The 24,748-nt window shown below is 62.6% G+C and carries 19 protein-coding genes and 1 pseudogene; 14 read left to right on the top strand and 6 right to left on the bottom strand.

Features of this window, described 5'->3' with window-relative positions; translation table 11 throughout:
- Positions 1-30 precede the first annotated feature (30 nt).
- The 6 genes and pseudogenes from pepT (at position 31) to B5E60_RS14145 (ending at position 6,611) form a co-directional block, all read left to right on the top strand.
- Positions 31-1,248, top strand: a complete 1,218-nt coding sequence (gene pepT / locus B5E60_RS03300) for a peptidase T (protein ID WP_087309457.1) — start codon at positions 31-33, stop codon at positions 1,246-1,248.
- 76 nt (positions 1,249-1,324) lie between these two features.
- On the top strand, positions 1,325-3,250 hold the full coding sequence (locus B5E60_RS03295; RefSeq protein ID WP_087309519.1) for an NAD(+) synthase: 1,926 nt from the start codon (positions 1,325-1,327) through the stop codon (positions 3,248-3,250).
- Between the two features lie 122 nt (positions 3,251-3,372).
- Positions 3,373-3,969 carry a DUF4923 family protein gene (locus B5E60_RS03290; protein WP_087309456.1) on the top strand — a complete coding sequence of 199 codons (597 nt, stop codon included), beginning with the start codon at positions 3,373-3,375 and terminating at the stop codon, positions 3,967-3,969.
- Positions 3,970-4,217: 248 nt separating this feature from the next.
- Positions 4,218-5,573 carry an NADP-specific glutamate dehydrogenase gene (gene gdhA, locus B5E60_RS03285; RefSeq protein WP_087309455.1) on the top strand — a complete coding sequence of 452 codons (1,356 nt, stop codon included), beginning with the start codon at positions 4,218-4,220 and terminating at the stop codon, positions 5,571-5,573.
- Positions 5,564-6,226, top strand: a pseudogene (locus B5E60_RS14150) (glycoside hydrolase family 97 N-terminal domain-containing protein); the annotation flags it as partial. The gene gdhA and the pseudogene B5E60_RS14150, both read left to right, overlap by 10 nt.
- A gap of 157 nt (positions 6,227-6,383) precedes the next feature.
- Positions 6,384-6,611: a glycoside hydrolase family 97 C-terminal domain-containing protein gene (locus tag B5E60_RS14145; protein WP_239403202.1), complete on the top strand. Its 228-nt coding sequence runs from the start codon at positions 6,384-6,386 to the stop codon at positions 6,609-6,611.
- Between the two features lie 14 nt (positions 6,612-6,625).
- Here the strand turns inward: B5E60_RS14145 and B5E60_RS03275 are convergent, their stop codons facing one another.
- The 3 genes from B5E60_RS03275 to asnS form a co-directional block, all read right to left on the bottom strand.
- Positions 6,626-7,234 carry a hypothetical protein gene (locus tag B5E60_RS03275; protein WP_087309454.1) on the bottom strand — a complete coding sequence of 203 codons (609 nt, stop codon included), beginning with the start codon at positions 7,232-7,234 and terminating at the stop codon, positions 6,626-6,628.
- A gap of 82 nt (positions 7,235-7,316) precedes the next feature.
- Positions 7,317-8,741: an RNA polymerase factor sigma-54 gene (rpoN, locus tag B5E60_RS03270; protein ID WP_087309453.1), complete on the bottom strand. Its 1,425-nt coding sequence runs from the start codon at positions 8,739-8,741 to the stop codon at positions 7,317-7,319.
- Between the two features lie 391 nt (positions 8,742-9,132).
- Positions 9,133-10,521 carry an asparagine--tRNA ligase gene (asnS, locus tag B5E60_RS03265; protein WP_087309452.1) on the bottom strand — a complete coding sequence of 463 codons (1,389 nt, stop codon included), beginning with the start codon at positions 10,519-10,521 and terminating at the stop codon, positions 9,133-9,135.
- A 115-nt stretch (positions 10,522-10,636) separates the two neighbouring features.
- Here asnS and B5E60_RS03260 point away from each other — a divergent pair, with 115 nt between their 5' ends.
- From B5E60_RS03260 to B5E60_RS03225, 8 genes are all read left to right on the top strand, one after another.
- Positions 10,637-11,974, top strand: a complete 1,338-nt coding sequence (locus B5E60_RS03260) for a glycoside hydrolase family 2 TIM barrel-domain containing protein (protein ID WP_087309451.1) — start codon at positions 10,637-10,639, stop codon at positions 11,972-11,974.
- 6 nt (positions 11,975-11,980) lie between these two features.
- Positions 11,981-12,454, top strand: a complete 474-nt coding sequence (rlmH, locus tag B5E60_RS03255) for a 23S rRNA (pseudouridine(1915)-N(3))-methyltransferase RlmH (protein ID WP_087309450.1) — start codon at positions 11,981-11,983, stop codon at positions 12,452-12,454.
- A 4-nt stretch (positions 12,455-12,458) separates the two neighbouring features.
- Positions 12,459-13,034, top strand: a complete 576-nt coding sequence (locus B5E60_RS03250) for a helix-turn-helix transcriptional regulator (RefSeq protein ID WP_087309449.1) — start codon at positions 12,459-12,461, stop codon at positions 13,032-13,034.
- Positions 13,035-13,307: 273 nt separating this feature from the next.
- Positions 13,308-15,584, top strand: coding sequence for a TonB-dependent receptor (locus B5E60_RS03245; RefSeq protein WP_087309448.1), 2,277 nt, complete (start codon positions 13,308-13,310; stop codon positions 15,582-15,584).
- A gap of 1 nt (position 15,585) precedes the next feature.
- Positions 15,586-16,125, top strand: a complete 540-nt coding sequence (locus B5E60_RS03240) for a hypothetical protein (RefSeq protein WP_239403200.1) — start codon at positions 15,586-15,588, stop codon at positions 16,123-16,125.
- A gap of 70 nt (positions 16,126-16,195) precedes the next feature.
- Positions 16,196-17,050, top strand: a complete 855-nt coding sequence (gene nadC, locus B5E60_RS03235; RefSeq protein WP_087309447.1) for a carboxylating nicotinate-nucleotide diphosphorylase — start codon at positions 16,196-16,198, stop codon at positions 17,048-17,050.
- Between the two features lie 260 nt (positions 17,051-17,310).
- Positions 17,311-19,386 carry an LTA synthase family protein gene (locus B5E60_RS03230; RefSeq protein WP_239403198.1) on the top strand — a complete coding sequence of 692 codons (2,076 nt, stop codon included), beginning with the start codon at positions 17,311-17,313 and terminating at the stop codon, positions 19,384-19,386.
- Positions 19,379-20,764, top strand: coding sequence for a GNAT family N-acetyltransferase (locus B5E60_RS03225; RefSeq protein WP_087309446.1), 1,386 nt, complete (start codon positions 19,379-19,381; stop codon positions 20,762-20,764). Before B5E60_RS03230 ends, B5E60_RS03225 begins: the two co-directional genes overlap by 8 nt.
- A gap of 297 nt (positions 20,765-21,061) precedes the next feature.
- On the opposite strand, the gene folD is transcribed toward B5E60_RS03225, so the two are convergent.
- From folD to purH, 3 genes are read right to left on the bottom strand one after another with little or no spacing between them, the layout of a single operon-like run.
- Positions 21,062-21,910, bottom strand: coding sequence for a bifunctional methylenetetrahydrofolate dehydrogenase/methenyltetrahydrofolate cyclohydrolase FolD (gene folD / locus B5E60_RS03220; RefSeq protein ID WP_087309445.1), 849 nt, complete (start codon positions 21,908-21,910; stop codon positions 21,062-21,064).
- A gap of 18 nt (positions 21,911-21,928) precedes the next feature.
- On the bottom strand, positions 21,929-23,197 hold the full coding sequence (purD, locus tag B5E60_RS03215) for a phosphoribosylamine--glycine ligase (protein WP_087309444.1): 1,269 nt from the start codon (positions 23,195-23,197) through the stop codon (positions 21,929-21,931).
- Between the two features lie 19 nt (positions 23,198-23,216).
- Entirely contained in the window at positions 23,217-24,746 is a 1,530-nt protein-coding gene (gene purH, locus B5E60_RS03210; RefSeq protein WP_087309443.1) for a bifunctional phosphoribosylaminoimidazolecarboxamide formyltransferase/IMP cyclohydrolase, read from the bottom strand.
- Positions 24,747-24,748 lie beyond the last annotated feature (2 nt).

The raw sequence follows: 24,748 nt of genomic DNA, 5'->3' as shown, positions 1-24,748 counted from the left end.
AAAACGAACTAACAACAAAACCGAATATTTATGGATCTCAAGGAACGATTTCTGAAATATGTCTCCTACGACACCCAGTCGTCGGAGGAGAGCACAACCTTCCCCTCGACCGAGAAGCAGAAGGTGCTGCTCGAAGCCCTGCGCGACGAGATGCTGACGCTCGGCATGACCGATGTCACGATGGACCAGTACGGCTACGTGATGGGCACCGTCCCCGCCTCGGCAGGGTGTGAGAATGCCCCCGTCATCGGCTTCATCGCCCACGTCGACACGTCGCCCGACATGAGCGGCAAGGATGTCAAACCGCGCGTGGTGGAGGATTACGACGGCGGTGACCTGGTGCTGAACGGCCACCTGACGATGCGCGTCGAGGATTTCCCCGAGCTGTCCTTCTTCAAGGGCCACACGCTGATCCACACCGACGGCACAACCCTGCTGGGGGCCGACGACAAGGCCGGCGTGGCCGAGATCATGACCGCCGCCGAGTATCTGATGACCCACCCCGAAGTCCGGCACGGAAAGATCCGCATCGGCTTCACCCCCGACGAGGAGGTGGGACGCGGCGTCGACTTCTTCGACGTACGGGCCTTCGGCGCCGACTTCGCCTACACGGTCGACGGCGGCATGGAGGGCGAACTCGAGTATGAAAACTTCAACGCCGCGAGCGCCAAGATCGAAATTCAGGGCCGCAACGTCCACCCGGGCTACGCCAAGGCGAAGATGATCAACGCCATCGACGTGGCCTGCGAGCTGCAGACGCTGCTCCCGGCGGCCGAGCGTCCGCAGTTCACCGAGGGCTACGAGGGCTTCTACCACTGCGTCGGCGTGAACGGCACGGTCGAGAAGGCCTCGCTGAGCTACATCATCCGCGACCACGATGCCGACCGCTTCGAGCAGAAGAAGGTCTTCCTGTGGGCGTGCGTCGACCTGCTGAAGAAAAAATACGGCGACGAGGTGCTCACCCTCACGATGAAGGACCAGTATTTCAACATGCGCAAGATGGTCGAGCCCCATCCGCAGCTGATCGAGCGGGCGCTGAAGGCCATGGAGATGGCCGGCGTGAAGCCGCTGGTACGGCCCATCCGCGGCGGTACGGACGGCGCTCGTCTCTCGTTCATGGGGCTGCCCTGCCCGAACCTCTTCACCGGAGGCATGAACTTCCACGGCAAGTTCGAATACTGCTCGCTCACCACGATGCGCAAGGCCCAGCAGGTGATTCTGAACCTGGCACAGCTCTGGGCCGAATAGGAGTTGCATGGCGGACGGGGCATGGCGCCGGACGGATTCCGGCACGGAGCCCCCGAAGGCGGAAACTGGAAACAAAATGGACAATTTCGGATTTCTGAAGGTGGCGGCGGCGATCCCCTCCCTGCGGGTCGGCGACTGTACCTACAACATGGAGCGCACGGCAGCGCTGGCCGAAGAGGCTGCGCGCCGCGGCGTGGAGATCGCGGCATTCCCCGAACTGGGAATCACCGCCTACACGTGTGCCGACCTGCTGCTGCAGCCCACGCTGCTCGATGCCGCCGAGGAGGCCCTCGTGCGGCTGGCGAAGACCACGCGCAAACTGCCGCTGGTCGTGATCGTCGGGGCGCCGCTGCGCCACGGTTCCGCGCTCTACAACTGCGCCGTAGTGATGACCCAGGGCAAGCTGCTCGGCGTCGTCCCGAAGAGCTACATCCCCAACTATGCGGAGTTCTACGAGGATCGCTGGTTCGCCTCCGGGGCCGGAATCACCGACGAACAGATCGCCGTCGGCGGACAAACGGCCGACTTCGGGGCCGATCTGACCTTTGAGGTCAACGGCGCGGAGTTCGGCGTGGAGATCTGCGAGGACCTCTGGGCTCCGATTCCGCCCTCGTCGCAGCTGGCGCTGAACGGCGCCAAGGTGATCTTCAACCTCTCGGCTTCGCCCGAACTGGCCGGCAAGCACCTCTACCTGCGCACGCTGGTGGCCCAGCAGTCGGCCCGTTGTCTGGCAGCCTACGTCTACGTCTCGGCCGGATTCGGCGAGTCGTCGACCGACCTGGTCTTCGCCGGAAACGGTCTGATCGCCGAAAACGGCACGCTGCTGCGCGAGGCCGAGCGCTTCTCGATCGACGAGCAGCTGGTCGTGGCCGATGTCGACCTGCAGCGGCTCGAGTTCGAACGCCGCCGCAACACCTCGTTCCGCCAGAGGGAGGCCGCCTCGGAGAATACCGTCATCGAGATGGAGATCCCCGAAGGGCTGCGTGCCGCCGTTCCGGAGCGTGACGTCGACCCGATGCCCTTCGTGCCGAAGGACGAGGAGCACCGCAGCGAACGCTGCGAGGAGATCTTCCGCATCCAGTCGCACGGACTGGCCCAGCGGCTGCGCCACACGCGCTGCGAACGGGCCGTGGTCGGCATCTCGGGCGGACTGGATTCGACGCTGGCCCTGCTGGTGACGGTCCGCACGTTCGACCTGCTGAAGCTCGACCGCACGGGAATCATCGGCATCACGATGCCCGGCTTCGGAACCACCGACCGCACCTATCACAACGCCCTGGAGCTGATGCGCGAACTGGGGGTCACCGTACGCGAGATTCCGATCCGCGACGCCTGTCTGCAGCACATGCGCGACATCGGTCTCGATCCGGCGGACCGCTCGGCCGCCTACGAGAATGCCCAGGCCCGCGAACGGACCCAGATCCTGATGGATGTGGCCAACATGGAGGGCGGTCTGGTCATCGGAACGGGCGACCTCTCGGAGCTGGCACTCGGATGGGCCACCTACAACGGCGACCAGATGTCGATGTACGGCGTCAATGCCTCGGTACCCAAGACGCTGGTGCGCCACCTGGTCAAGTGGGTCGCCGACACGGAGCGCGATCCCTCGACGCGCGCCACGCTGCTCGACATCATCGACACCCCCGTGAGCCCCGAACTGCTGCCGGCCGATGCCGACGGACACATCGCCCAGAAAACCGAAGATCTGGTGGGCCCCTACGAACTCCACGACTTCTTCCTCTACAACTTCCTGCGGCTGGGCTTCGGCCCGGAGAAGATCCTTCGGCTGGCCGAGGTGGCCTTCGAAGGGAGCTACGACAGCGAAACGATCCTCAAGTGGCTGCGGATCTTCTTCCGCCGCTTCTTCGCGCAGCAGTTCAAGCGCTCGGCCATGCCCGACGGCCCGAAGGTCGGTTCGGTGACCCTCTCGCCGCGCGGCGACTGGCGCATGCCGTCGGATGCCTCGGCCGACGTCTGGCTCCGCGAGCTCGACCGGCTGTAATCATCCCGTACGCGAAGGTGCGGCAACGCCCCGCGCCGAATAACCGGAACTCCACCGACGCCCCCACGGGACCAATCACCTGTTCCCGAGGAGAGCGGCGTCGGACAAATACGACATAACGCATGAAAAAGATTCTTTTTACGACGGTCGTCCTGCTCGCGGCAGCCTCGGCCGCAGCTCAGGACTGGAAAGATGCCCTGAAGAAGATCGCCACCACGGCGGTCGACGAAGTCACCGACGGAAAACTCACCCAGTATGCCCTTGACGGAACGTGGAACTACACGGGCCCGGGCGTCAAGTTCGAAGGCGAAGACATGCTCTCGGACCTCGGAGCCGCAGCCCTCGAATCAACCGTCGTCGAGAAACTCGAGAAGGCCTACTCCCTGGTCGGCATCAAGGCCGGAACCAGTTCGTTCACCTTCGAACGCGCCGACAGCACCTTCACCGCCGTACTGGGCAAGCACCAGCTCTCGGGAACCTATTCCTACGACGCCGAAAAGCACACCGTGGCCCTGTACTTTGCCAAAGGCAAACTCAATCTGGGAACCGTCGAGGGACATGCCTACGTCAGCGGCTCCGATCTGCAGCTGGTCTTCCCGGTGACGAAACTGGTGAATCTGGTCACGTCGCTCGGCAGCAAGGTCTCTTCGCTTTCGACCCTCGTCACCCTGCTCAAGAAGTACGAAGACGTCTACCTCGGATTCGCCTTCTCCCGCTAAACGGCAACTTCCAACCCCGGGAGTGCAAAATTTTTGAAATTTTTTCCCTGACGGATTCACGGCGAATCCGTCTTTTTTTATTACGGATCCTCAGCCTGGCCCGTTCATCGGCCCCGGACCGTAAGCAAATGAGCGGGGGGCTTATCTAAAATATTTTACGAAATTCTTAAAGAACTTGCAAAATAGCGGCGAATTTGTTAATTTTATAGCCACAATCAAACCTGAAAACCCCGTAAATCCGAAACGCTATGAACGAACAAGCCCGACAATACGTCGAAGATTTCATGGCCCGGCTCATCGCCCGCAATCCGGGAGAGCCGGAGTTCCATCAGGCCGTCCGTGAGGTGGCCGAGTCGCTGGCTCCGCACATCGTCGCCAGCCCGATCCTGCAGAAGATGAAGATTCTCGAACGCATCGCCGAACCCGAACGGGTCATCATGTTCCGTGTGGCGTGGCTCAACGACAAGGGCGAAATCGAAATCAACCGCGGTTACCGCATCCAGATGAACAGCGCCATCGGCCCCTACAAGGGCGGTATCCGCTTCCACCCGTCGGTGAACCTCTCGATCCTGAAGTTCCTGGCCTTCGAGCAGACCTTCAAGAACAGCCTCACGACCCTCCCGATGGGCGGCGCCAAGGGTGGTTCGGACTTCAACCCCAAAGGCAAGTCGGACAACGAAGTAATGAAGTTCTGCCAGTCGTTCATGACCGAACTGCAACGCCATATCGGTCAGGATACCGACGTGCCAGCCGGCGATATCGGCGTCGGAGGCCGCGAAATCGGATACATGTTCGGCCAGTACAAGCGTTTGCGCGACGAGTTCACCGGGACGCTCACCGGTAAGGGCCGCGACTGGGGCGGCAGCCCGCTGCGCCCCGAGGCTACGGGATACGGCACCTGCTACTTCGCCCAGGAGATGCTCGCCACGCGCGGCGACTCGTTCCAGGGCAAAACCGTCTGCATCTCCGGTTCGGGCAACGTGGCCCAGTATGCCTGCATGAAGGCTACGGAGCTGGGAGCCAAGGTCGTGACGCTCTCCGATTCGTCGGGTTACATCTACGACCCCGAAGGTATCAGCCCCGAAAAGCTCGACTACGTCATGGAGCTCAAGAACATCTTCCGCGGCCGCATCAAGGAGTATGCCGAGCGCTATCCCTCGGCGACGTACTATCCGGGCGAGCGTCCGTGGGGCGTGAAGTGCGACATCGCCATGCCGTGCGCCACGCAGAACGAACTCAACGGCGATGAGGCCCAGATGCTCGTCGACAACGGCTGCATCTGCGTGGCCGAAGGGGCCAACATGCCCTCGACACCCGAAGCCATCCGCGTCTTCCAGCTCCACAAGCTGCTCTATGCCCCGGGCAAGGCGGCCAATGCGGGAGGTGTAGCCACCTCGGGCCTCGAGATGGTTCAGAACTCAATGCGCCTGACCTGGACCCCCGAGGAGGTCGACGCACGCCTCAAGGCCATCATGAAAAACATCCACTCGGTCTGCGTCCAGTACGGCACCGAACCCGACGGCTACATCAACTATGTCGTCGGAGCCAACATCGGCGGCTTCATGAAGGTGGCCAACGCCATGCTGGCCCAGGGATGCGTATAACCCACGAACCTTCCCTCCAACCCATCATCAGTTTCTCTCCCGAAAGCCGGTTTTATCCAAAAACCGGCTTTTTTATCCTCCTCAGGAGCGGTTTTTCGCTATCATTGTCTGAAAGAATCACCCGCAAAAAAACGATCCATAAAGAGACTGCTCCTCCTGCTCACCACCCTGCTCCTGCTGCAACCGCTCGCCGCCCGGGAAAAACTCACCTCGCCCGGAAACGTACTGACCCTCACGTTCGACGTCGCGGACGGCATACCACGTTACACGCTCAGCTACAAGGGTCGGGCCGCGGTGCTCCCCGGCCGGCTCGGCTTCGAACTCAAGAACGCCCCGCGCTGCTGGATGACTTCACCCTGCAGTCGGCCGGGCGCAGCAGCTTCGACGAGACCAGGGAACCCGTCTGGGACGAAACGGCCACCATCCGAAACCACTACAACGAACTGGCCGTCACCCTCGAACAGCAGGACCGCATCATGATCGTCTGCTTCCGCTCCTATGACGACGGACTCGGATTCCGCTACGAATTCCCCGAACAAAAGAGGCTCACACAATCCTCCGCGAAGAGCGGACCGATGGACTACACGCCGGGAATCTTCGGCATGGACCTCTCGACCTTTGCCCCGGGCAACACCTCGAAAGCCAACGCTACGACCTGCAACCAGCTGGCCCTCTGCGTCACGATGTATTCACCGCTGCAGATGGCGGCCGAACCCGGGGCCTATATCGTGGCGGCCCGCAAGACCAAAGGCCGCAACGAATGGTTCGTGGGGGGGGGAAAAAAAAAAAAACAACGAAGAGGCCCGGACGATGGAGATCGGATTCGATTTTCTGAAACCAGGCCGGAGTACGTGGCAACGCTCTACGGCCGATGCGCCGGATGCCGACTATGCCGAGAATCCGGAGGCTTACCGCATCCGCAGCGGACGGGTCACAGCCCGCAGCCGGTTGTCGGTGTGGATGGCCCGCGGCGGAGGATTTGCCATCTCGCTGCGGGAGGCCGCTCCGGCCGACCGCAGACTGCCGAAGCTGAAATAGATCGGGTTCCGGATTTACAGGAAGAGTACGGCCAGCATGGCCACCACGAAACCGCCGCAGAATCCGGCCAGCACCTGCGCGCCGTTGTGACAGCCGAGGTAGAGACGTGCCGAGGCCAGTGCTCCGGCGGCAAGGATGGCGACCATGAGCGGGATGAGCATATTGCCCACTCCGACGATGTTCATCACCACGAGCAGAGCCACCACGGCCCCCATGCCGGTCAGGTGCAGACTGATCTTCCACCACAACGACACCACGAGACACATCGCCTCACAACAGGCGGCCGCCACCATGAACTTGCGCAGAAAGATGGCCGAGGGGATCTTCGCAAAGGTGATGGCACAAAGGACGTAGCAGACGATTCCGACCGCCAGGGGCAGCCACCGTTCGCGACGGTTGTCCACCTTGAAACTGGAGATCCGCCCCAACGAATGCAGCACGCCGAGCACCAGGAACGGAATGACGATCGCATAGAGCGCCACCACCCACATGAGGTAGAACTTCACCTGCGTGGAGTAGTGGGCGAAGGTGGTCATCGTGAGCAGCACCGCCATCAGGTAGACCGGCAGCAGAAAGGGGTGCAGCACCCACGAGAGCGTATTGGCTATTTTCCGATAATTCATTGCATTCATGCTTTTTAAGGCCGCCCCGACGCGACCGAGCATCACTCAGCCCCGTTCTTTAGTCCCCCCCCCTCCGCCGGGGTCAGATCTGCTTGCGCAGCCGCGCCACCGGGATGCCCAGCATCTCGCGGTACTTGGCCACCGTACGCCGCGCAATGCGGTATCCCTTCGAATTGAGGATGTCCATCAGCGTCTCGTCGGTCAGCGGGTGGCGCTTGTCCTCGCCGTCGATACACTGCTGGAGGATGTGTTTGATCTCATAGCTCGAGACCTCCTCACCCGATTCGGTCTGCATCGCCTCCGAGAAGAGCGACTTGAGCAGGATGATCCCGAACTGCGTCTGCACGTACTTGCTGTTGACCACGCGCGAGATGGTCGAGACATCGAGCCCCGTGCGGTCGGCAATGTCCTTGAGGATCATCGGGCGGAGTTTCGAACGGTCGCCGTCCTTGAAGTACTCCTGCTGGTAGTCGAGAATGGTCTGCATCGTGCGCATCAGCGTGTCGTGGCGCTGCTTGATGGCCGAGATGAACCACTTGGCCGAGTCGATCTTGTTCTTGACGAACTGCAGCGCCTCCCGGTCCTGCTCCTTGACCTTGCCGTCGGGACCCACCATGTCGCGGATCATGTCGACGTAGCGGCGGTTGATCCGCACCTCGGGGACGTTGTACGAATTCATCGAGAGGTTGAAATGACCGTCCTGATAGTCGAGGATGAAATCCGGAATGATGTAGGGTGTCGTATCCGTTCCCCCCTCGGCATAGAGGTTGCCGGGTTTGGGCGAAAGGTGCTTGATCTCGGCAATGGCCTCGCGGAACTCATCCTCCGAGACCTGCAGCCGCGCCATCAGCTTCTCGTAGTGCTTCTTGACAAACTCGTCGAAGTAGTCGGCCAGAATCCGGCGGGCCAACCGGCGCGGACGCGTATTGAGCGGCAGCTGGTCGATCTGCAGCAGCAGGCACTCGCGCAGGTCGCGGGCCCCGATCCCGGCCGGTTCCAGTTCGTGGATGATCCCCAGGATACGCGCCAGCTCCTCGGCCGAGGTCTCGATACCCACCGTAAAGGCGATGTCGTCGGCCACCGACTCCAGGTCGCGGCGCAGGTAGCCGTCCTCGTCGAGACTTCCGACCAGATAGGTCGCCAGACGCATGTCGCGCTCCGAGAGGTTGCGGAAATTCAACTGCTCGATGAGATACTCCTGCAGCGAGCGTCCTTCGGTCAGGTAGACCGGACGCTGCTTGTCGTCCTTCGAGTAGTTGTTGATGTGGCTCTTGTAGGAGGGGGTATCGTCTTCGCGCAGGTATTCGTCAACGGAGATCTCCTGCGGCTGCTGGTCTTCGTCCTCGGCGGGACGTTCCTCCTCCTCGAGGACGATGTTGTCTTCGATCTCCTGCTTGATGCGCTGTTCGAGCTGCACGGTAGGCAACTCCAGCAGCTTGATCATCTGAATCTGTTGCGGAGAGAGCTTCTGCTGAAGCGAAAGTACCTGTTTCTGATTGATTGCCATATCGAATCCAAATTAAGAATAAGAATCTCCTTCCAATTTGGTTTCTTCATTTCGGGTTTGTTCGGGTTTTCCACATTTAGGGGTGGTCGATCGCCGCTCGAGCAGCGGACTCCGGGGGATAAACTTCCTCGCCCCAAAGTCCCGATGCCCCTGCTACAGGCTCGCTAAGGCCAACTTCTCCCACTGCCGGGTTCCGATGACCGTCCCTGCTCCAGACTCACAAAGGCCAATACCCACACACCCTTCGGGGCGCTCAATACCGGGCCAGCCCGTCTCCCGCGATCGGTGTCCGAAGCCGCGTCACCGCAGCCTCCGGCCCTGACCGGGGAGGGTTTGTTGCCGGCCGGTCGCCGTCCAAGGCGTACCGGCCGCAAGTACGGCAGCCGACCGATCAGAAATCGGCGTGCATCGGTGTACGCGGGAAGGGCTGTACGTCGCGGATGTTGGTCAGACCGGTGACGAACAACAGCAGACGGTCGAAGCCCAGACCGAAGCCCGAGTGGGGAGCCGATCCCCAGCGGCGCGTATCAAGATACCACCACAGTTCGCGCTCGTTCATGCCGAGCTCCTTGACGCGGCGGTTCAGCTTCTCGTAGTCGGCCTCACGCTCCGAGCCGCCGATGATCTCGCCGATGCCCGGGAAGAGGACATCCATGGCGCGCACGGTCTTTCCGTCGTCGTTCTGTTTCATGTAGAAGGCCTTGATATCCTTCGGATAGTTGATCAGGATCACCGGACGCTTGAAATGCTCCTCGACCAGGTAGCGCTCGTGCTCCGACTGCAGGTCGCAGCCCCAGTCGCACGGGAATTCAAACTTGCGGCCCGAAGCCTTCAGGATCTCGATACCCTCGGTGTAGTCGAGGCGTTTGAAATCGTTGTGCAGCACGAACTTCAGCCGGTCGATCAGCCCCTTGTCCCACATCTTGTTCATGAACTCGAGGTCCTCCTTGCAGTTGTCCAGCGCATACTGGATCAAGTACTTGAGGAAATCCTCGGCCAGCTCCATATCGTCCTCCAGGTCGTAGAACGCCGCTTCGGGTTCGATCATCCAGAACTCCGAGGCGTGGCGCGGCGTGTTGGAGTTTTCGGCGCGGAACGTCGGGCCGAACGTATAGATGCGGCCCAGCGACAGGGCGCCCAGCTCACCTTCGAGCTGTCCCGAAACGGTCAGATTGCACGACTTGCCGAAGAAGTCCTTCGTATAGTCGACCTTTCCCTCCTCGGTCTTGGGCAGATTGTTCAGGTCGAGCGTCGTGACCTGGAACATGGCGCCGGCCCCTTCGCAGTCCGAAGCGGTGATGATCGGCGTATGGAAGTAGTAGAATCCGTTCCTGTTGAAATACTCGTGGATGGCGTAGGCCATGGCGTGGCGGATACGCAGCACGGCGCCGAAGGTATTGGTCCTCGGACGCAGGTAGGCGATGTCACGCAGGAACTCCAGCGAGTGGCCCTTCTTCTGCAGGGGATAGGTATCGGGGTCGGCCGTACCGTAGATCTCGATCCGCTCGGCCTGCACCTCGACGCCCTGACCGGCCCCGGGCGAGGCAACCAGCCGGCCGTCGACACGGATGCAGGCTCCCGTCGTAATGGGCTTGAGCTGCTCCTCGCTGATCTTCGACAGATCGACCACCACCTGTATGTTGTTCACGCACGACCCGTCGTTCATGGCGATAAAGGCCACGTTCTTGTTGCCGCGCTTGGTGCGCACCCAACCTTTGACGACGATGTCGCTGTCCACGACTCCCGACTTGAGGATTTCTGCGATTCTCTGCGTTTTCATAGGATATAGATAGGATATTCAGTTCACACGTTTTTCCGAATTGCCAAAGTTAGCCATTATTTGCGATTTGACAAAAAAAAAGTACCTTTGTCGTGCTTATCTATCTCAGCATACGATGAAACGAACGTTATGGACGGCTGCGCTGGCAGCCTGCACGCTGACGGCTGCTGCCCAGGAGGAATCCGCAGCCCGCCCCCTGGCCGAGGGTGGCCGCATCTTCCGCACCGAGGTGGTCCCCTACAACGCCCGCCACGACGCCGATGCCCGCAACCGCCAGGCCGGAGGCTACTGGATGGAGTTCCGTCCCGAACTGATCACCCGCTCCGAGGGCGAGATCAGCGCCTTCTACGGCGCGAAAATCGACATCCCGTTCGAATGGACCGACGGTCGCGTCTTCCTCCACCTCGAAAATACGGGCGCCGGCTACTCGCTGTGGCTCAACGACCGGCCCGTGGCCGAGGTCAACGATCCGCTGACCCCCGCGGAGTTCGACCTGACGCCCTACGTCCGACAGGGGGTCAACTCGTTCCGCGTGCTGATGCACGCCCGGCGCCTGGCGATCGACGGCCAGGGAGTGCAGCGTCCGCTCTTCGAAAACAGCTACCTCTATTACCAGAACCGGCGTTCGATCGCCGACTTCGAGATCGCCCTGGTCCCCGACACGCTGGGGCGCGAATTCGGCATGCTCGATCTGAAGATCATCGCCTGCAACGCCTACAATTACGACGAACCCGTCACCGTGGGGTACGACATCTACTCGCCGGACGGCAAACTGCAGGAGTTCAACATGACCGAGATCACCATCCCGGGCCGTTCGACCGATACGGTGCGCTACACGCCGCTGATCTACCACACCTATGAGCACAGGTGGGAGGCCGGAAGCAAGAATCCGCCCCTCTACAGCGTGATGCTCTTCACGCGCCGCAACGGCGTCTACAAGGAGTACATGCCCCTGAAGATCGGATTCGGCAAGACGGAACTCGTCGACGGACGACTCATGCGGCTGGGCAAGGAGCTGCGGCTGGTCAAGGCCCAATACAACGCCGCCGCCGACCGCAAGACGACCCTTTCGGAGCTCAAGGCACTGAAGGCCAAGGGAAACAATACGATCTGCCCGAGCTATCCGCAGCCCGTGTGGTTCTACGAACTGTGCGACCAGCTGGGGCTCTACGTCATCGACCGTGCGGCGATCGACGCCCCCGAGAAGCGCGATGACCGCCGCGTGGGCGGCACGCCGTCGAACGATCCGCGTCTGGTCGACGAGTACATCGAACGCGTCAAGTCGATGTACTACCGCTCGCGCAACTTCACCTGCGTGGTGGCCTACGACCTGGGCTGCCCCTCGGGAAACGGCTACAACATGTACAAGGCCTACGAGTGGCTCAAGTCGGTGGAGAAGTCGCGGCCGGTGATCTACTCCGACGCCGACGGCGAGTGGAACAGCGACCTCTGACGCTTCATGAACATCGAACTGATCCTGATCGGCAAGACCGACTCGAAGGAGGTCGCCGCGCTGGTCGAGCTCTACGCCCGGCGGGTGAACCACTACTGCCGTTTCGCCGTAACGACACTGCCCGACGTGCGCAACACGAAGAGTCTGAGCATCAAGCAGCAGCGCACGGCCGAGGGTGAAGCCATCCTGCGCCAGCTCTCGGACGGGGACTATGTCACGCTGCTCGACGAACGGGGCACCGAATACCGCTCGGTGGAGTTTGCGCTGTGGCTGCAGAAGCGGCTGAACAGCGGCGTCAAACGTCTCGTACTGGTCATCGGGGGCCCCTACGGCTTCTCCGACGAGGTCTACGAGAGGGCCGATGCAAAGCTGTCGCTCTCGCGCATGACCTTTTCGCACCAGATCGTGCGGGCGATCTTCGCCGAACAGATCTACCGCGCCTTCACGATCCTCAACAACGAACCCTATCACCACGAATAACGCCATGCAGCCGACCCCCGCAATAGCCGTCCTGACCTCCAACATCCTCGTGGGTGCGGGGCTGCGTTCGATGCTCGAAAAGATGGTTCCGCAGGCCTCGGTCGAGCTGCTGCGCACCTTCGAGGCCTACCTCGAGGCGGGACCCGACCGCTATGTTCACTGTTTTGTCGCGGCTCCGGTCTTCCGGGCCCACAGTGCCTTCTTCCGCGAACGCTGCCACCGCACGATCGTGCTGACCCACGGGAGCCCGTGTCCGGGGATGCACGCACTCGACGTCGACACCGACGAGGAGGAGTTCGTCCACGCGCTGGTCCGCATGCAGCAGCACGTGCGGCGCCCCGAGCACACGCTCAGCGACCGCGAACCCGCCGCACAGCCCCTCTCCGAACGCGAAACCGAGGTGCTGACGCTCATCGCCCGCGGGCTGATCAACAAGGAGATCGCCGACCGGCTGGGTATCGGGCTGACGACGGTCATCTCCCACCGCCGCAACATCATGGAGAAACTCGGCATCCGCTCGGTGGCCGGGCTGGCCGTCTATGCGCTGACCTCCGGGCTGGTCGACGCCGACGAGATCTGACAAGGGGGGGGGCCGCGGCCGACGACAACCGACGACGCAACCGACCGTCACGACAGGAACCCCACAACCGACCGCCGCAACCGTCCTCACGACTGACCGCTGCAACAAAACCCACGACCGGGCCCTTGGCCGACAGGCAGAGAGCTGACAGCGCACCGGCAGCGCACCACCGCATCCTGAAACAACCCGCTCCTCATAAATTAGGATTGCAGCTTTCGCCGGAAAAGCGTTACTTTGCATCGCAAAACCGCTGAAAAAGTATCCGACTGCCCGATGCCGATCCACAGACACCTCATTCCGCTGCTGATCCTCCCGATCCTTCTCGGGGCGGGGCACCGCGCCGTGGCGGCGGAGGGCCCCGATGCGGAGATGGCCGACACGACGATCGTCGTCGACCGCGTGCAAGTGACGGCCATCAAGCAGGGTCCCGTGCTGCGCTCGACGGCCGTAGCGTCGTCGATCCTCGGCAGCCGCGTCGTCGAACGCCGCGGCATCTCCGCGCTGAAGGAGATCTCCTCGCTAGCCCCCAACTTCTACGTCCCGGACTACGGCTCGCGCATGACCTCGTCGGTCTATGTGCGGGGACTCGGCGCGCGGATCGACCAGCCGGTCATCGGCATGAACGTCGACAACGTGCCGGTACTCAACAAGAACGGATTCGATGCGGAGTTGGCCGACATCGAACGCATCGAGGTGCTGCGCGGCCCGCAGTCGACCCTCTACGGTCGCAACACGATGGGCGGCGTCGTGAACGTCTACACCCTCTCGCCCCTGACGTACGAAGGGGTGCGCACCCTGGCCGAGTACGGCAGCGGCAACACGCTACGACTGCGGGCCTCGGCCTACTGGCGGCCGCGGCAGGACGTAGGATTCTCCGTGACGGGCTTCTACACGCGTTCGGACGGCTTCTTCACCAACGACTGGAGCGGCCGCAAGTGCGACTGGGAGTGGCAGACCGGCGGACGCTGGCGCGTGCAGTGGGACAACGGCCGCGGACTGCGGCTGGACAACACCTTCTCCGCGGCCCGGCTCGAACAAGGCGGCTACCCCTATGCCTACGCCGGCGAACCGATCGTCGAGGGGGGAGAGACGCTGCTTCGCCCGGGACAGATCGCCTACAACGACCCGAGCGGCTACCTGCGCACGTCGCTGAGCGACGGGCTGACGCTGCGCTACGACGCCCCGCGCTACAGCCTCTCGTCGATCACCAGCTACCAGTACCTCGACGACGCCATGACGCTCGATCAGGACTTCACGCCGCTCTCCTACTTCACGCTGCGGCAGGCCATCCGCGAACACGCCCTGACGGAGGATCTCGTCATCCGTTCGCGCGGCACGGAGCGTTACGGATGGCTCTTCGGCGCCTTCGGATTCTACCGCAACCAACGGATGGACGCCCCGGTGACCTTCAAGCGCACGGGCATCGAGCGGCTGATCCTCGACAATGCCAACACGTCGCCCGAGGTCCTCTACTACACGATCGACGCCGACGAACTGCTGCTCTCGTCGGAGTTCCGCACGCCGACGTGGGGCGCGGCCCTCTATCACGAATCGCGACTCCAACTGGGGCGGTGGCTACTGACGGCCGGAGTGCGGGCCGACTTCGAACGCACGCGGATGAGCTACCGCAGCCGCGCCGATCTGGACTACCGGCTTAGCATCAACGGCGGGGAGCTCTCCCCGCAACGGATCGCAATCGACGACCGCGACCGGCTGGCCCACTCCTACCTCGAGGTGCTTCCGAAGGTGACGGCGCTGTACGCCTTCGACCCGATGCGCAACCTCTACCTCTCGATCGCACGCGGCTACAAGGCCGGAGGCTTCAACACGCAGATGTTCTCCGACATTCTGCAGGAGAAGCTCCAGGGGGCGATGGTCTCGGGCATCCCCGAGGTGGATCCGGAGCGGATGTCCTACCGTCCGGAGTACAGCTGGAACTTCGAACTGGGCGGCCACTTCTCGTGTCTGGACGGCGCCGTGCGGGGCGACTTCGCCCTCTTCTGGATCGAGGTGAGCGACCAGCAGCTGACCGTCTTCCCCGAAGGGCAGGCCACGGGCCGCATGATGGCCAACGCCGGACGTTCGCGCAGCCGCGGTGCCGAGCTCTCGCTGCAGGTCTCGCCCTGCAAGGATTTCGACCTGAACCTCAACTACGGATACACCGACGCCCGCTTCGTGCGCTACCGCAGCGGTGTGGAGGACTACGCCGGGCGGCGCGTCCCCTATGCCCCGGAGCACACCTTCGCGGCCCGCGCCACGTGGAGCCGTCCGACGGGCGTCGAGTGGCTGGGCGACGTGGTCGTCGAGGCCGGCGTCCAGGGGGCGGGCCCCATTGCGTGGAACGAGCAGAATTCGCTCACGGAGCCCTTCTACGCACTGATGAATGCCTCCGTACGGCTCGAACACCGCCGCTGGTCGATCGGCGTGTGGGGCCGCAACCTCACGGGATCAGCCTACAACGTATTCTATTTCAAGTCGATAGGGCACGAGTTCGTCCAGCGCGGACGACCCCGGACCTTCGGCGTCACATTCACCCTAAACTTTCAATGACATGCTGAAAAAACTGCTGATGATGAGCCTGGCGGCCCTTGCGCTGGCTGCCTGCAACGACGATGCCGACGAAGGAATCCAGTACGCCTCGAGCAACCCCGAGATTGTGAATGGCATCTACTCCGGACGGAACATGCACTTCTACGGAACAGCCAAGGTGACCGATTCGGAGGGCAACGTCTTCACAGACCCGGAAGCCTGGTTCGAATTCGCCGGCGGCGGCGAGACGCTGGTCATCTACATGCACCAGACGCGTTTTGCCGAAAAGATGCCTCAACTGGATATGCGCATCTTCCGCATCCCCTACACCGGAGGCGAGGGAGCTTCGCTCTCCTTCTCGTCGGAGAGCCTCATACCGCAGGTCCGGCTCCCGAATCAGGTGGGCGGCGGTTACAGCTACCAGGACATGCCCGCCTACACGCTTACCGGCGTCGAGGGATCGGTCAACGACATCGTCTGCCGCATGGCCTTCACCTGCAGCGTGCCCAAGCTCGGAAGCTACCGCATGGAGTACGAAGGGCTCCTGCTGGTAAAAAAATAGTCCTCACGGGGATGGAGTTTGCCTGCGAAGTGTTAACTTTGCAGGCAAAACCATTAAACAAGCACGAAAGATGAAACCCGAATACAGACCCTTTGTGGACGAACTGATCGAACTCTGCATCAAGGAGGATATCGGCGACGGCGACCACACGTCGCTCTGCTGCATCCCCGCCGACGAACACGGACGCATGCGCCTCTTGTGCAAGCAGGAGGGGGTGATCGCCGGTATCGAGATCGCGCAGATCGTCCTCCACCGCCTCGACCCCGAGATGCACTTCGAACAGGTGCTGCAGGACGGCGACCGCGTGAAGCCCGGCGACGTGGCCTTCTACGTCTCGGGACGCCTGCGCTCGCTGCTGCAGGCCGAGCGCATCGTTCTGAACATCATGCAGCGCATGAGCGGCGTGGCCACCCAGACGGCCGTCTATGTCAAGCGGCTCGAAGGGCTCCACACCAAAGTCCTCGACACGCGCAAGACGACACCCGGCATGCGCGTGCTGGACAAGATGGCCGTCAAGTTCGGAGGCGGCGAAAACCACCGCATGGGGCTCTTCGACATGATCCTGCTGAAGGACAACCACATCGACTTCGCCGGCGGTATCCGCAAGGCCATCACCGGCGCCCGCGAGTACCTCAAGGCCCACGACAAGAATCTCCCGATCGAATGCGAGGTCCGCACGCTGGAGGACATCGACGAGGTCTTCGCCGCGGGAGGCGTCGACCGCATCATGTTCGACAACTTCACGCCCGAGATGACGCGCCGCGCTGTCGAAAAGGTCGCCGGACGATGCGAAACCGAATCCAGCGGCGGCATCACCCTCGAGACATTGCGCCAGTACGCCGAATGCGGCGTGGACTTCATCTCCGTCGGAGCGCTGACCCACCAGATCCGCTCGCTCGACATGTCGCTCAAGGCCTGCGAATAGCCCGGGGCCCCAAGAGAGGGGGGGGGAGAAAAAAAAAGAAAAGAAAAAAAAGCCTGCTGAAGAGAGACGCCACGGAAAGGCACACAGGAGAGAGGAAGAGGAGAAGAGAAGCACAAGAGAGGCACAAGAGAGGGCAGGAAACGAGGAGAAGGAGGAGAGGATTGCGAGTGAGCGAAGAGAAGGAAAAGAAGAGGAGAGAAACGAGCGATTGAACTGCCGGAAAGAGGGCCCGCCCTCATCCGGACTGAGAACAGAATACGATGGAGCGAACGACTGACCGTCCGACACGGGTTCCCCGACTGATCCGCACACCGCCGGGTATGCTGGTGTGGCGGATTCTCCTGCTTTATATCGTGCTGTTCGTCTGCCGCACGGTCTTCTACCTCTACAACGCCGCGCTGATCGGCCCTCTGACGGGCGGAGAGATCGGCCAGCTGCTGGCCGGAGCGCTGAAGTTCGACACCTCGTCGGTGGTCTACGCCGACGGACTGTTCATCCTGCTGTCGCTGCTGCCCCTCCATGTGCGTGAACGCCGCTGGTACCGGGGCGTGATGTTCGGCTACTACGTCGCGGTCAATTCGCTGTTCGTCGTGGCCGCGAACCTCGCCGATACGGTCTACTTCCGCTATACGCAGAAACGCTTCACGGCCGACGAGATCTTCTTCGCCGACAACGACAACTCGCTGCAGCTCGTCGGGAAGTTCATGGCCGAAAACTGGCACCTCGTCCTCCTTTGGGCCGCGCTCACGGCCCTGCTGGCCTGGGGCTACCGCCGCCGGGTACACGAGGAGAGTCTGCTGCGCCGCGGCTGGCCCTACTACACCGGCGGAGTGGTGCTGCTGGCCGTGGCCGCCGGGTTGAGCATCGCCGGCATGCGCGGCGGCATGACCCGCATGACGCGGCCCATCACCCTCTCGAACGCCACGCTCTACACCTCGGAGAGCGCCAAGGCCAACCTCATTCTGAGCAATCCGTTCTGCATCCTGCGCACGGCCGGAAGTTCATCCAGCGTCCAGTTTCCCCGCTACTTCTCGGACGAGGAGCTGCCACAGCGCTTCACCCCCGTCCACCAGCCGGCCGACTCTACGGCCGTCGATCTGGGACGCCGGAACATCGTCGTCTTCATTCTCGAAAGCATGTCGGCCGAACACTCGGCCCACCTCTGCCCCGAAATCTACGCCAATCTGCCGCAGAAGGGCTTCACGCCGTTCCTCGACTCGCTGATGCGTCAGGGGCTGACCTTCCGCCGGATGTATGCCAACGGCACGCGCTCGATTCAGGCCATGCCCTCCGTGCTGGGAAGCATTCCCTCGTTCCGCACCCCCTTCGTACTGATGCCGCAATCGCTCGGCGAGAGCCGCCAGCTGCCGGCCATGCTGGCCGATGAGGGCTACTCGACCGCCTTCTTCTGCGGTTCGGAGCGCGGCTCGATGGGATTCGGGGCCTACGCCCGTTCGGCCGGGGTCGAGCGCCTCGTCAGCCGCGAGGATTACGAGGAGCGACACGGAACCGGCGATTTCGACGGCTACTGGGGCATCTGGGACGAGCCATTCCTGCAATTCATGGGCGAGGAGCTCGCGGCAATGCCCGAACCCTTCTTCGCCACGCTCTTCACCCTCTCGTCGCACCATCCGTTCGTCGTCCCAGAGCAGTATGCCGCAATGCTGCCGCAGGGTTACACGAAGATCCACCCGGGCGTGGCGTACGACGATCTGGCCTTCCGTCACTTCTACGAACGCTTCCAGAACGAGGAGTGGTTCCGCCGCACGATCTTTGTCTTCGTGGCCGACCACGTCTCTTCGGAGAAATTTGCCGACCGGACCCGCTCCTACCCCGGCAACATGCACATCCTGGCCTTCATCCATACGCCCGACGGCGTCCTGCGCGGCGAGGTCGGGGAGATCACCCAACAGCTCGACCTGATGCCGACCCTGCTGGGGCTGATCGGCAACCGCAAGCCCTACTTCGCATTCGGTCGAGACGTGCTCAACGAACCCCGGCGTCCGCGCTGGTCGGTGAGCTACGACGGCGAGTTCCGCGCCCTGACCGACCGCGGCGCCCTGCTGCTCAACGATGCGGGAGTCCCGGCCGGAGTGCGACCCGTCGAGCTGGCCCCGGCAGGTGCTGACACGACGGCAGTCACCGCTCCGGCTGACACGGCGGACGCGGAGAACCCGTCCGTCCCGGCGGCGGCAAACGATCCGGCGGCAAACGATCCGGCGGCAAACGATCCGGCGGCGGCGCCTACGGTCGATTCGCTGCGCCGGGGATTTCAGGCCCTGCTGCAGCAGTACTACCAGCATATCGAAAACAAGAATTACACGGTTCATGATTGAATTCCACCCCGTGCGTCTCGAGGACCGCAGCGTCATCGAGCGCCACACGATGCCGTCGGGCATCTGCAACTGCGACCTGGCCTTTGCCAACATGTACTGCTGGCAGGAGGTCTATCACAGCGCGTGGGCCGAGATCGAGGGCTTTCTGGTCATCCGTTTCCAGATCGACGGCGGACCCCGCATCGGCTACATGCAGCCGGTCGGCGAGGGCGATTTCGGGCCGATCATCCCGCTGCTGCGCGAGGATGCCCACGCCCACGGGCAGCGGCTGCGCATTATCGGCCTGACGGACGAGGGGCGTGAGATGATCCGCCGCATGCACCCCGGCGAGTTCGCCTTCGAGTCGGATCGCGCCCTCGAAGACTATGTCTACAACGCCTCGGATCTGCGCGACCTCCCGGGCCGCCGCTACCAGCCCAAGCGCAACCACATCAACCGCTTCATGGCCGAATACCCCAACTACCGCTACGAAGTACTGACACCCGAACGGTCGGCCGAGTGCATGACGCTCGAACGCGTCTGGCGGAAGGAGCACACGGGCCACACCTCGGAGCTGAGTGCCGAACAGCGGGCCATGCAACGGGGATTCGAACACTTCGACGAACTGGGGCTTATCGGCGGCTGTATCTATGTCGGCGACCGGCTGGTGGCCTTCACCTTCGGTTCGGCGGTCAACGACCACACCTTCGACACCCACATGGAGAAGGCCGACACGGAGTACGACGGCGCCTTCACGATCATCAACAAGCTTTTCGCCGAGCACCTTCCCGAGCGATTCACGCTCATCAACCGCGAGGAGGACCTCGGTCTCGAAGGGCTCCGGCGCGCCAAACTCTCCTACCATCCGGCCTTCCTGCAGCACAAGTTCATGGCCATCCACCTCCATCCCGACGAACTGGCCTGCAAGCAGTTGTGGCAGGAGGCCTTCGGCGACGACGACGATTTCGTCGACTCGTTCCTGATCCGTTACTACTCGCGGCACCGGACCCTGACCATCGAGGAGGAGGGGCGCACGGTGGCCATGCTCCATCTGCTCCCCTTCGACACGGAGTTCGGGCCCACGACCTACATCTATGGCGTTGCCACGGCCGGGAGCCACCGTCACCGCGGTCTGGCCTCGCAGCTCATGCGGCAGGCCATGGCGCTCATCGAGGAGCGCGGCAATGCGGCGGCCTTCCTGATCCCAACCCCCGGCAAGGAGTGGCTCCGCGACTTCTACGCAGGGTTCGGACTTGCCGAAGAGACGCTCGTGACGTTCGTCTCGGAGGACGGATTCGACTTCGGAACGGGTGATGCGGCCACCGACCGGGCCATGATCTGGCGGCGCGATGCGTCGGCTCCGCTGCCCGAGACCCTCACAGCCACCTATCGCAAATAGCAGAGCGCCACACCGGCACAAAAAAGTCCGGAACCTTACCGGTTCCGGACTTTTCCATATACGGTTCGGGGAGTGCACCCTCTCCATGCCTGATCCGGGGCGGAGCAAGACACATTCGCCCTCTCTTTCTCCTCTTCACAAGAGATCCTCTTCGGGACGAAGCAAGGCACACGGGGCCGCTCTTTCCCAACGGAGCTCACCTCCTCTCCGGGCTCGCTCACCCCAGGTTCTCTTTCACTCCGGACTCTCTCACCTCCCTGGGTTACTTGTTCTCTCCCCCCCCTTATTCGCCCCGGGCTATTTGCGGCGCTTGAGGAAACACTCGATCGTGTTCTCCATCAGACAGCAGATCGTCATCGGACCGACACCACCCGGCACCGGCGTGATGACCGAGGCCTTGGGCTCGATGGCGGCAAAGTCGACGTCGCCGCACAGCTTGCCCGTCTCCGGGTCGCGGTTCACACCCACGTCGATCACCACCGCCCCGTCGGCCACCATATCGGCCGTCACGAACTTCGGGCGTCCGATGGCCACTACAAGAATCTCCGCCTCGCGCGTCACCTCGCCGAGATTGCGCGTACGGCTGTGGGCAATGGTTACCGTGGCGTTCTCGTCCAGCAGCAGCTTCGAGACGGGCAGTCCGACGATGTTGCTACGGCCGATGACGACGGCCCGTTTGCCGGCGATCTCCACCCCGGCAACCTTCAGCATCTTGATGATTCCCTTCGGCGTGCAGGGCAGCGTACAAGGCTGTTTCTGCCACAGCGCCGCCACATTCAGCGGATGGAAGCCATCCACATCCTTCGACTTGTCGATCGCCTCGATCACCTTGCTCTCGTCGATGTGCTTGGGCAGGGGCAGCTGCACCAGAATGCCGTCCACCCCGTCGTCGAGGTTCAGCGCCGAGATGATGTCCAGCAACTCGGCCTCCGTAATCGACTCGGGCTTGCGGATCGTCGTGTTGCGGATTCCCACCGCCTCCGACGCCTTCGCCTTGCCCGTCACATAACTCACACTCGCCGGGTTATCCCCCACGAGAATCACCACCAGATGGGGCACGCGCCCGTATTTGGCCGGGAAACTCTTCACCTGCTCGGCCATTTCGGCCTTCAGTTTGGCCGACAGTTCCTTTCCGCTAATTATCATACTTTTATTTTACCGTTTCTATTTGTCAAATGCCCAATGGCCGATATCAGTCCGGTGGAAGAGGTTGTCGCACTCGATGCGCGCCACGTCGCGCAGCGCCGCCACGCGGGCCTCGGCCAGCGTGGCCCCGCGTCCGACGACGAACAGCACCCGTCCGCCGTTGGTCAGAATCCGTCCGCCGTTGGTCAGAATCCGTCCGCCGTCGGCCTTCGTTCCCATGTGGTAGACCGTTCCCTCGACGCGATCCAGCCCCTTGATCTCGTGGCCCTTTTCATAGCTTCCGGGGTAGCCCTTCGAGGCCAGGACGATGCCCAGCGTCGCGAAGTCGTGCCACTCCAACTGCGTATCGAGCCCCTCGGCCACGGCGCAGAAGATATCGACGATGTCGCTCTTCAGACGCGGCAGCACCACCTCCGTCTCGGGGTCGCCGAAGCGGGCGTTGAACTCGATGACCTTGATTCCCTGCGCCGTCTTCATCAGACCGCCGTACAGAACCCCTTCGAACGGGCACCCTTCGTCCACCATCGCATCGGCCACCGGCTGCAGGATCCGCTCCAGCGCGAAACGCTCGTCCTCCGGCGTGATGAACGGCAGCGGGGAGTAGGCCCCCATGCCGCCCGTATTGGGGCCCTTGTCGCCGTCGTAGGCCCGCTTGTGGTCCTGCGCCAGCGCCATCGGCCACACGCGGCGGCCCGAAACGAAGCACATGAACGAGAACTCCGGACCTTCGAGGTAATCCTCAATGACGACCTTGCCCTCGCCGAACTTGTCATCGAGCAGCATATCCTTCAGCGCGGCGTCGGCCTCCTCCATCGTCCGGGCGATCACCACCCCCTTGCCGGCGGCCAGACCGTCGTACTTCAGCACCGCCGGGAACGAACGGCCAGCCACGTAGTCACGCGCCGCACCGTACTCCGTGAAGGCCCGGAAACCGGCCGTCGGAATGCCGTATTTGGCCATCAACTCCTTGGCAAACTCCTTCGAGGATTCGATCCGCGCGGCGGCCTTCGTGGGGCCGAAGATCCGCAGCCCCGCCTTGCGGAAGCAGTCGACAACCCCCGCCGCCAGAGCCACTTCGGGACCTACGACCGTCAGACCGATCCCCTTCTCCAGCGCAAAATCACGCAACTCCTCCACCGCAGTCTCGCGGATCGAGACGCACTCCGCCTGCCGGGCAATGCCCGCATTGCCCGGAGCGCAGTAGATCTTGCCGACCTTCGCCGAACGCGACAGCGCATCGACGATGGCATGTTCGCGGCCTCCGCCGCCGATCACCAGCACATTCATAGTCGTCGTCTTTGAGGGATCAGTGTTTGAAGTGACGCTCGCCGGTGAAGAGCATGGCGATACCCTTCTCGTCGGCCTTGGCGATCGAATCGCCGTCGCGCACCGATCCGCCCGGCTGCACGATGGCCGTCACGCCGTATTCGGCGGCCAGCGTCACGCAGTCGTCGAAGGGGAAGAAGCCGTCCGAAGCCAGCACGATGCCCTCCGTCTCGCCGGCGGCACGGGCCTGGTTCAGCGCCAGTTCGGCCGAGCCGATGCGGTTCATCTGACCGGCCCCGACACCCAGCGTGCGACCGTTCTTCACGGCCACGATGGCGTTCGACTTCACATGCTTGACAATATGCCAGCCGAAGTTCAGGTCGTCCATCTGCTCGGGAGCCGGTTTGGCCTTCGTCACGCACATGTCGGCCGTGACGCTCTTCGTCGCGACGTCGAGGTCCTGCACCAGCAGACCGCCGTTGACGCTCACGTACTGCTTCTGATCCACGGTGCCCTTCTCCATGTTGACCTCCAGCAGGCGGAGGTTCTTCTTCGTGCAGAGCACCTCGAGGGCCCCCTCGTCGAATTTCGGCGCCATGATGATCTCCAGGAAGATGGGCTTCATCAGCTCGGCCACCTCGCGCGTCACGGTGCAGTTCGTGGCGACGATACCGCCGAAGATCGAAACCTTGTCGGCCTCGTAGGCCTTCGTCCAGGCCTCGACGACATCCTTGCCCACGGCTGCGCCGCAGGGGTTCATGTGCTTCAGACCGACGCAGAACGGACGGTCGAACTCCCGCACGATGCACAGGGCGGCGTTGGCATCCTGAATGTTGTTATACGAGAGCTCCTTGCCGTGCAGCTGACGGGCAAAGGCCAGCGAATAGGGCACCTCGTGCTCCTCGCGGTAGAACTTGGCGCTCTGGTGCGGGTTCTCGCCGTAGCGCAGCGACTGTACCAGATCGAACTCCAGGAAGAGCTTCTCGTTCAGACCGGCCTGCTTGCGCATGTAGGCGGCGATCATGGCGTCGTACTCGGCCGTGTGGGTATAGGCCTTGGCCGAGAGCTTCAGACGCGTATCGCGCTGCGTGTTGCCCGTGGCGCGGATCTCCCCGAGGATCTGCTCATAGTCCGCCGGATCGCACACCACCGTCACGTCGGCCCAGTTCTTGGCCGCCGAACGCAGCATCGACGGACCGCCGATGTCGATATTCTCGATGGCGTCCTCCATGCGTACGTCGGGTTTCGAGATCGTCTGGCGGAACGGATAGAGGTTCACGCAGACCAGATCGATAAACTCGATGCCGTTCTCCTTCAGCGCCTTCAGGTGCTCGGGGTTGTCGCGGCGCGCCAGCAGGCCGCCGTGAACCTTCGGGTGGAGCGTCTTCACGCGTCCGTCGCAGATCTCCGGAAAGCCCGTCACGTCGCTGATGTTGATTACCTCGACGCCGCTCTCCCGCAGCAGTTTCATCGTGCCGCCCGTGGCGATCACCTCCCAACCGAGTGCACGGAGCCCCTTGGCAAACTCCACGACACCGGTTTTGTCACTTACACTGATCAATGCTCGCATAT

Source organism: Alistipes sp. An116, from assembly GCF_002161005.1.
Lineage (GTDB): Bacteria > Bacteroidota > Bacteroidia > Bacteroidales > Rikenellaceae > Alistipes > Alistipes megaguti.
This window is presented reverse-complemented; position numbering and strand designations above follow the sequence as displayed.

Excerpts from the sequence above, each read along its gene's own strand:
- pepT (WP_087309457.1), top strand. The coding sequence starts at position 31 with ATGGATCTCAAGGAACGATTTCTGAAATATGTCTCCTACGACACCCAG.
- B5E60_RS03295 (WP_087309519.1), top strand. The coding sequence starts at position 1,325 with ATGGACAATTTCGGATTTCTGAAGGTGGCGGCGGCGATCCCCTCCCTG.
- B5E60_RS03290 (WP_087309456.1), top strand. The coding sequence starts at position 3,373 with ATGAAAAAGATTCTTTTTACGACGGTCGTCCTGCTCGCGGCAGCCTCG.
- gdhA (WP_087309455.1), top strand. The coding sequence starts at position 4,218 with ATGAACGAACAAGCCCGACAATACGTCGAAGATTTCATGGCCCGGCTC.
- B5E60_RS14145 (WP_239403202.1), top strand. The coding sequence starts at position 6,384 with ATGGAGATCGGATTCGATTTTCTGAAACCAGGCCGGAGTACGTGGCAA.
- B5E60_RS03275 (WP_087309454.1), bottom strand. The coding sequence starts at position 7,234 with ATGAATTATCGGAAAATAGCCAATACGCTCTCGTGGGTGCTGCACCCC.
- rpoN (WP_087309453.1), bottom strand. The coding sequence starts at position 8,741 with ATGGCAATCAATCAGAAACAGGTACTTTCGCTTCAGCAGAAGCTCTCT.
- asnS (WP_087309452.1), bottom strand. The coding sequence starts at position 10,521 with ATGAAAACGCAGAGAATCGCAGAAATCCTCAAGTCGGGAGTCGTGGAC.
- B5E60_RS03260 (WP_087309451.1), top strand. The coding sequence starts at position 10,637 with ATGAAACGAACGTTATGGACGGCTGCGCTGGCAGCCTGCACGCTGACG.
- rlmH (WP_087309450.1), top strand. The coding sequence starts at position 11,981 with ATGAACATCGAACTGATCCTGATCGGCAAGACCGACTCGAAGGAGGTC.
- B5E60_RS03250 (WP_087309449.1), top strand. The coding sequence starts at position 12,459 with ATGCAGCCGACCCCCGCAATAGCCGTCCTGACCTCCAACATCCTCGTG.
- B5E60_RS03245 (WP_087309448.1), top strand. The coding sequence starts at position 13,308 with ATGCCGATCCACAGACACCTCATTCCGCTGCTGATCCTCCCGATCCTT.
- B5E60_RS03240 (WP_239403200.1), top strand. The coding sequence starts at position 15,586 with ATGCTGAAAAAACTGCTGATGATGAGCCTGGCGGCCCTTGCGCTGGCT.
- nadC (WP_087309447.1), top strand. The coding sequence starts at position 16,196 with ATGAAACCCGAATACAGACCCTTTGTGGACGAACTGATCGAACTCTGC.
- B5E60_RS03230 (WP_239403198.1), top strand. The coding sequence starts at position 17,311 with ATGGAGCGAACGACTGACCGTCCGACACGGGTTCCCCGACTGATCCGC.
- B5E60_RS03225 (WP_087309446.1), top strand. The coding sequence starts at position 19,379 with ATGATTGAATTCCACCCCGTGCGTCTCGAGGACCGCAGCGTCATCGAG.
- folD (WP_087309445.1), bottom strand. The coding sequence starts at position 21,910 with ATGATAATTAGCGGAAAGGAACTGTCGGCCAAACTGAAGGCCGAAATG.
- purD (WP_087309444.1), bottom strand. The coding sequence starts at position 23,197 with ATGAATGTGCTGGTGATCGGCGGCGGAGGCCGCGAACATGCCATCGTC.
- purH (WP_087309443.1), bottom strand. The coding sequence starts at position 24,746 with ATGCGAGCATTGATCAGTGTAAGTGACAAAACCGGTGTCGTGGAGTTT.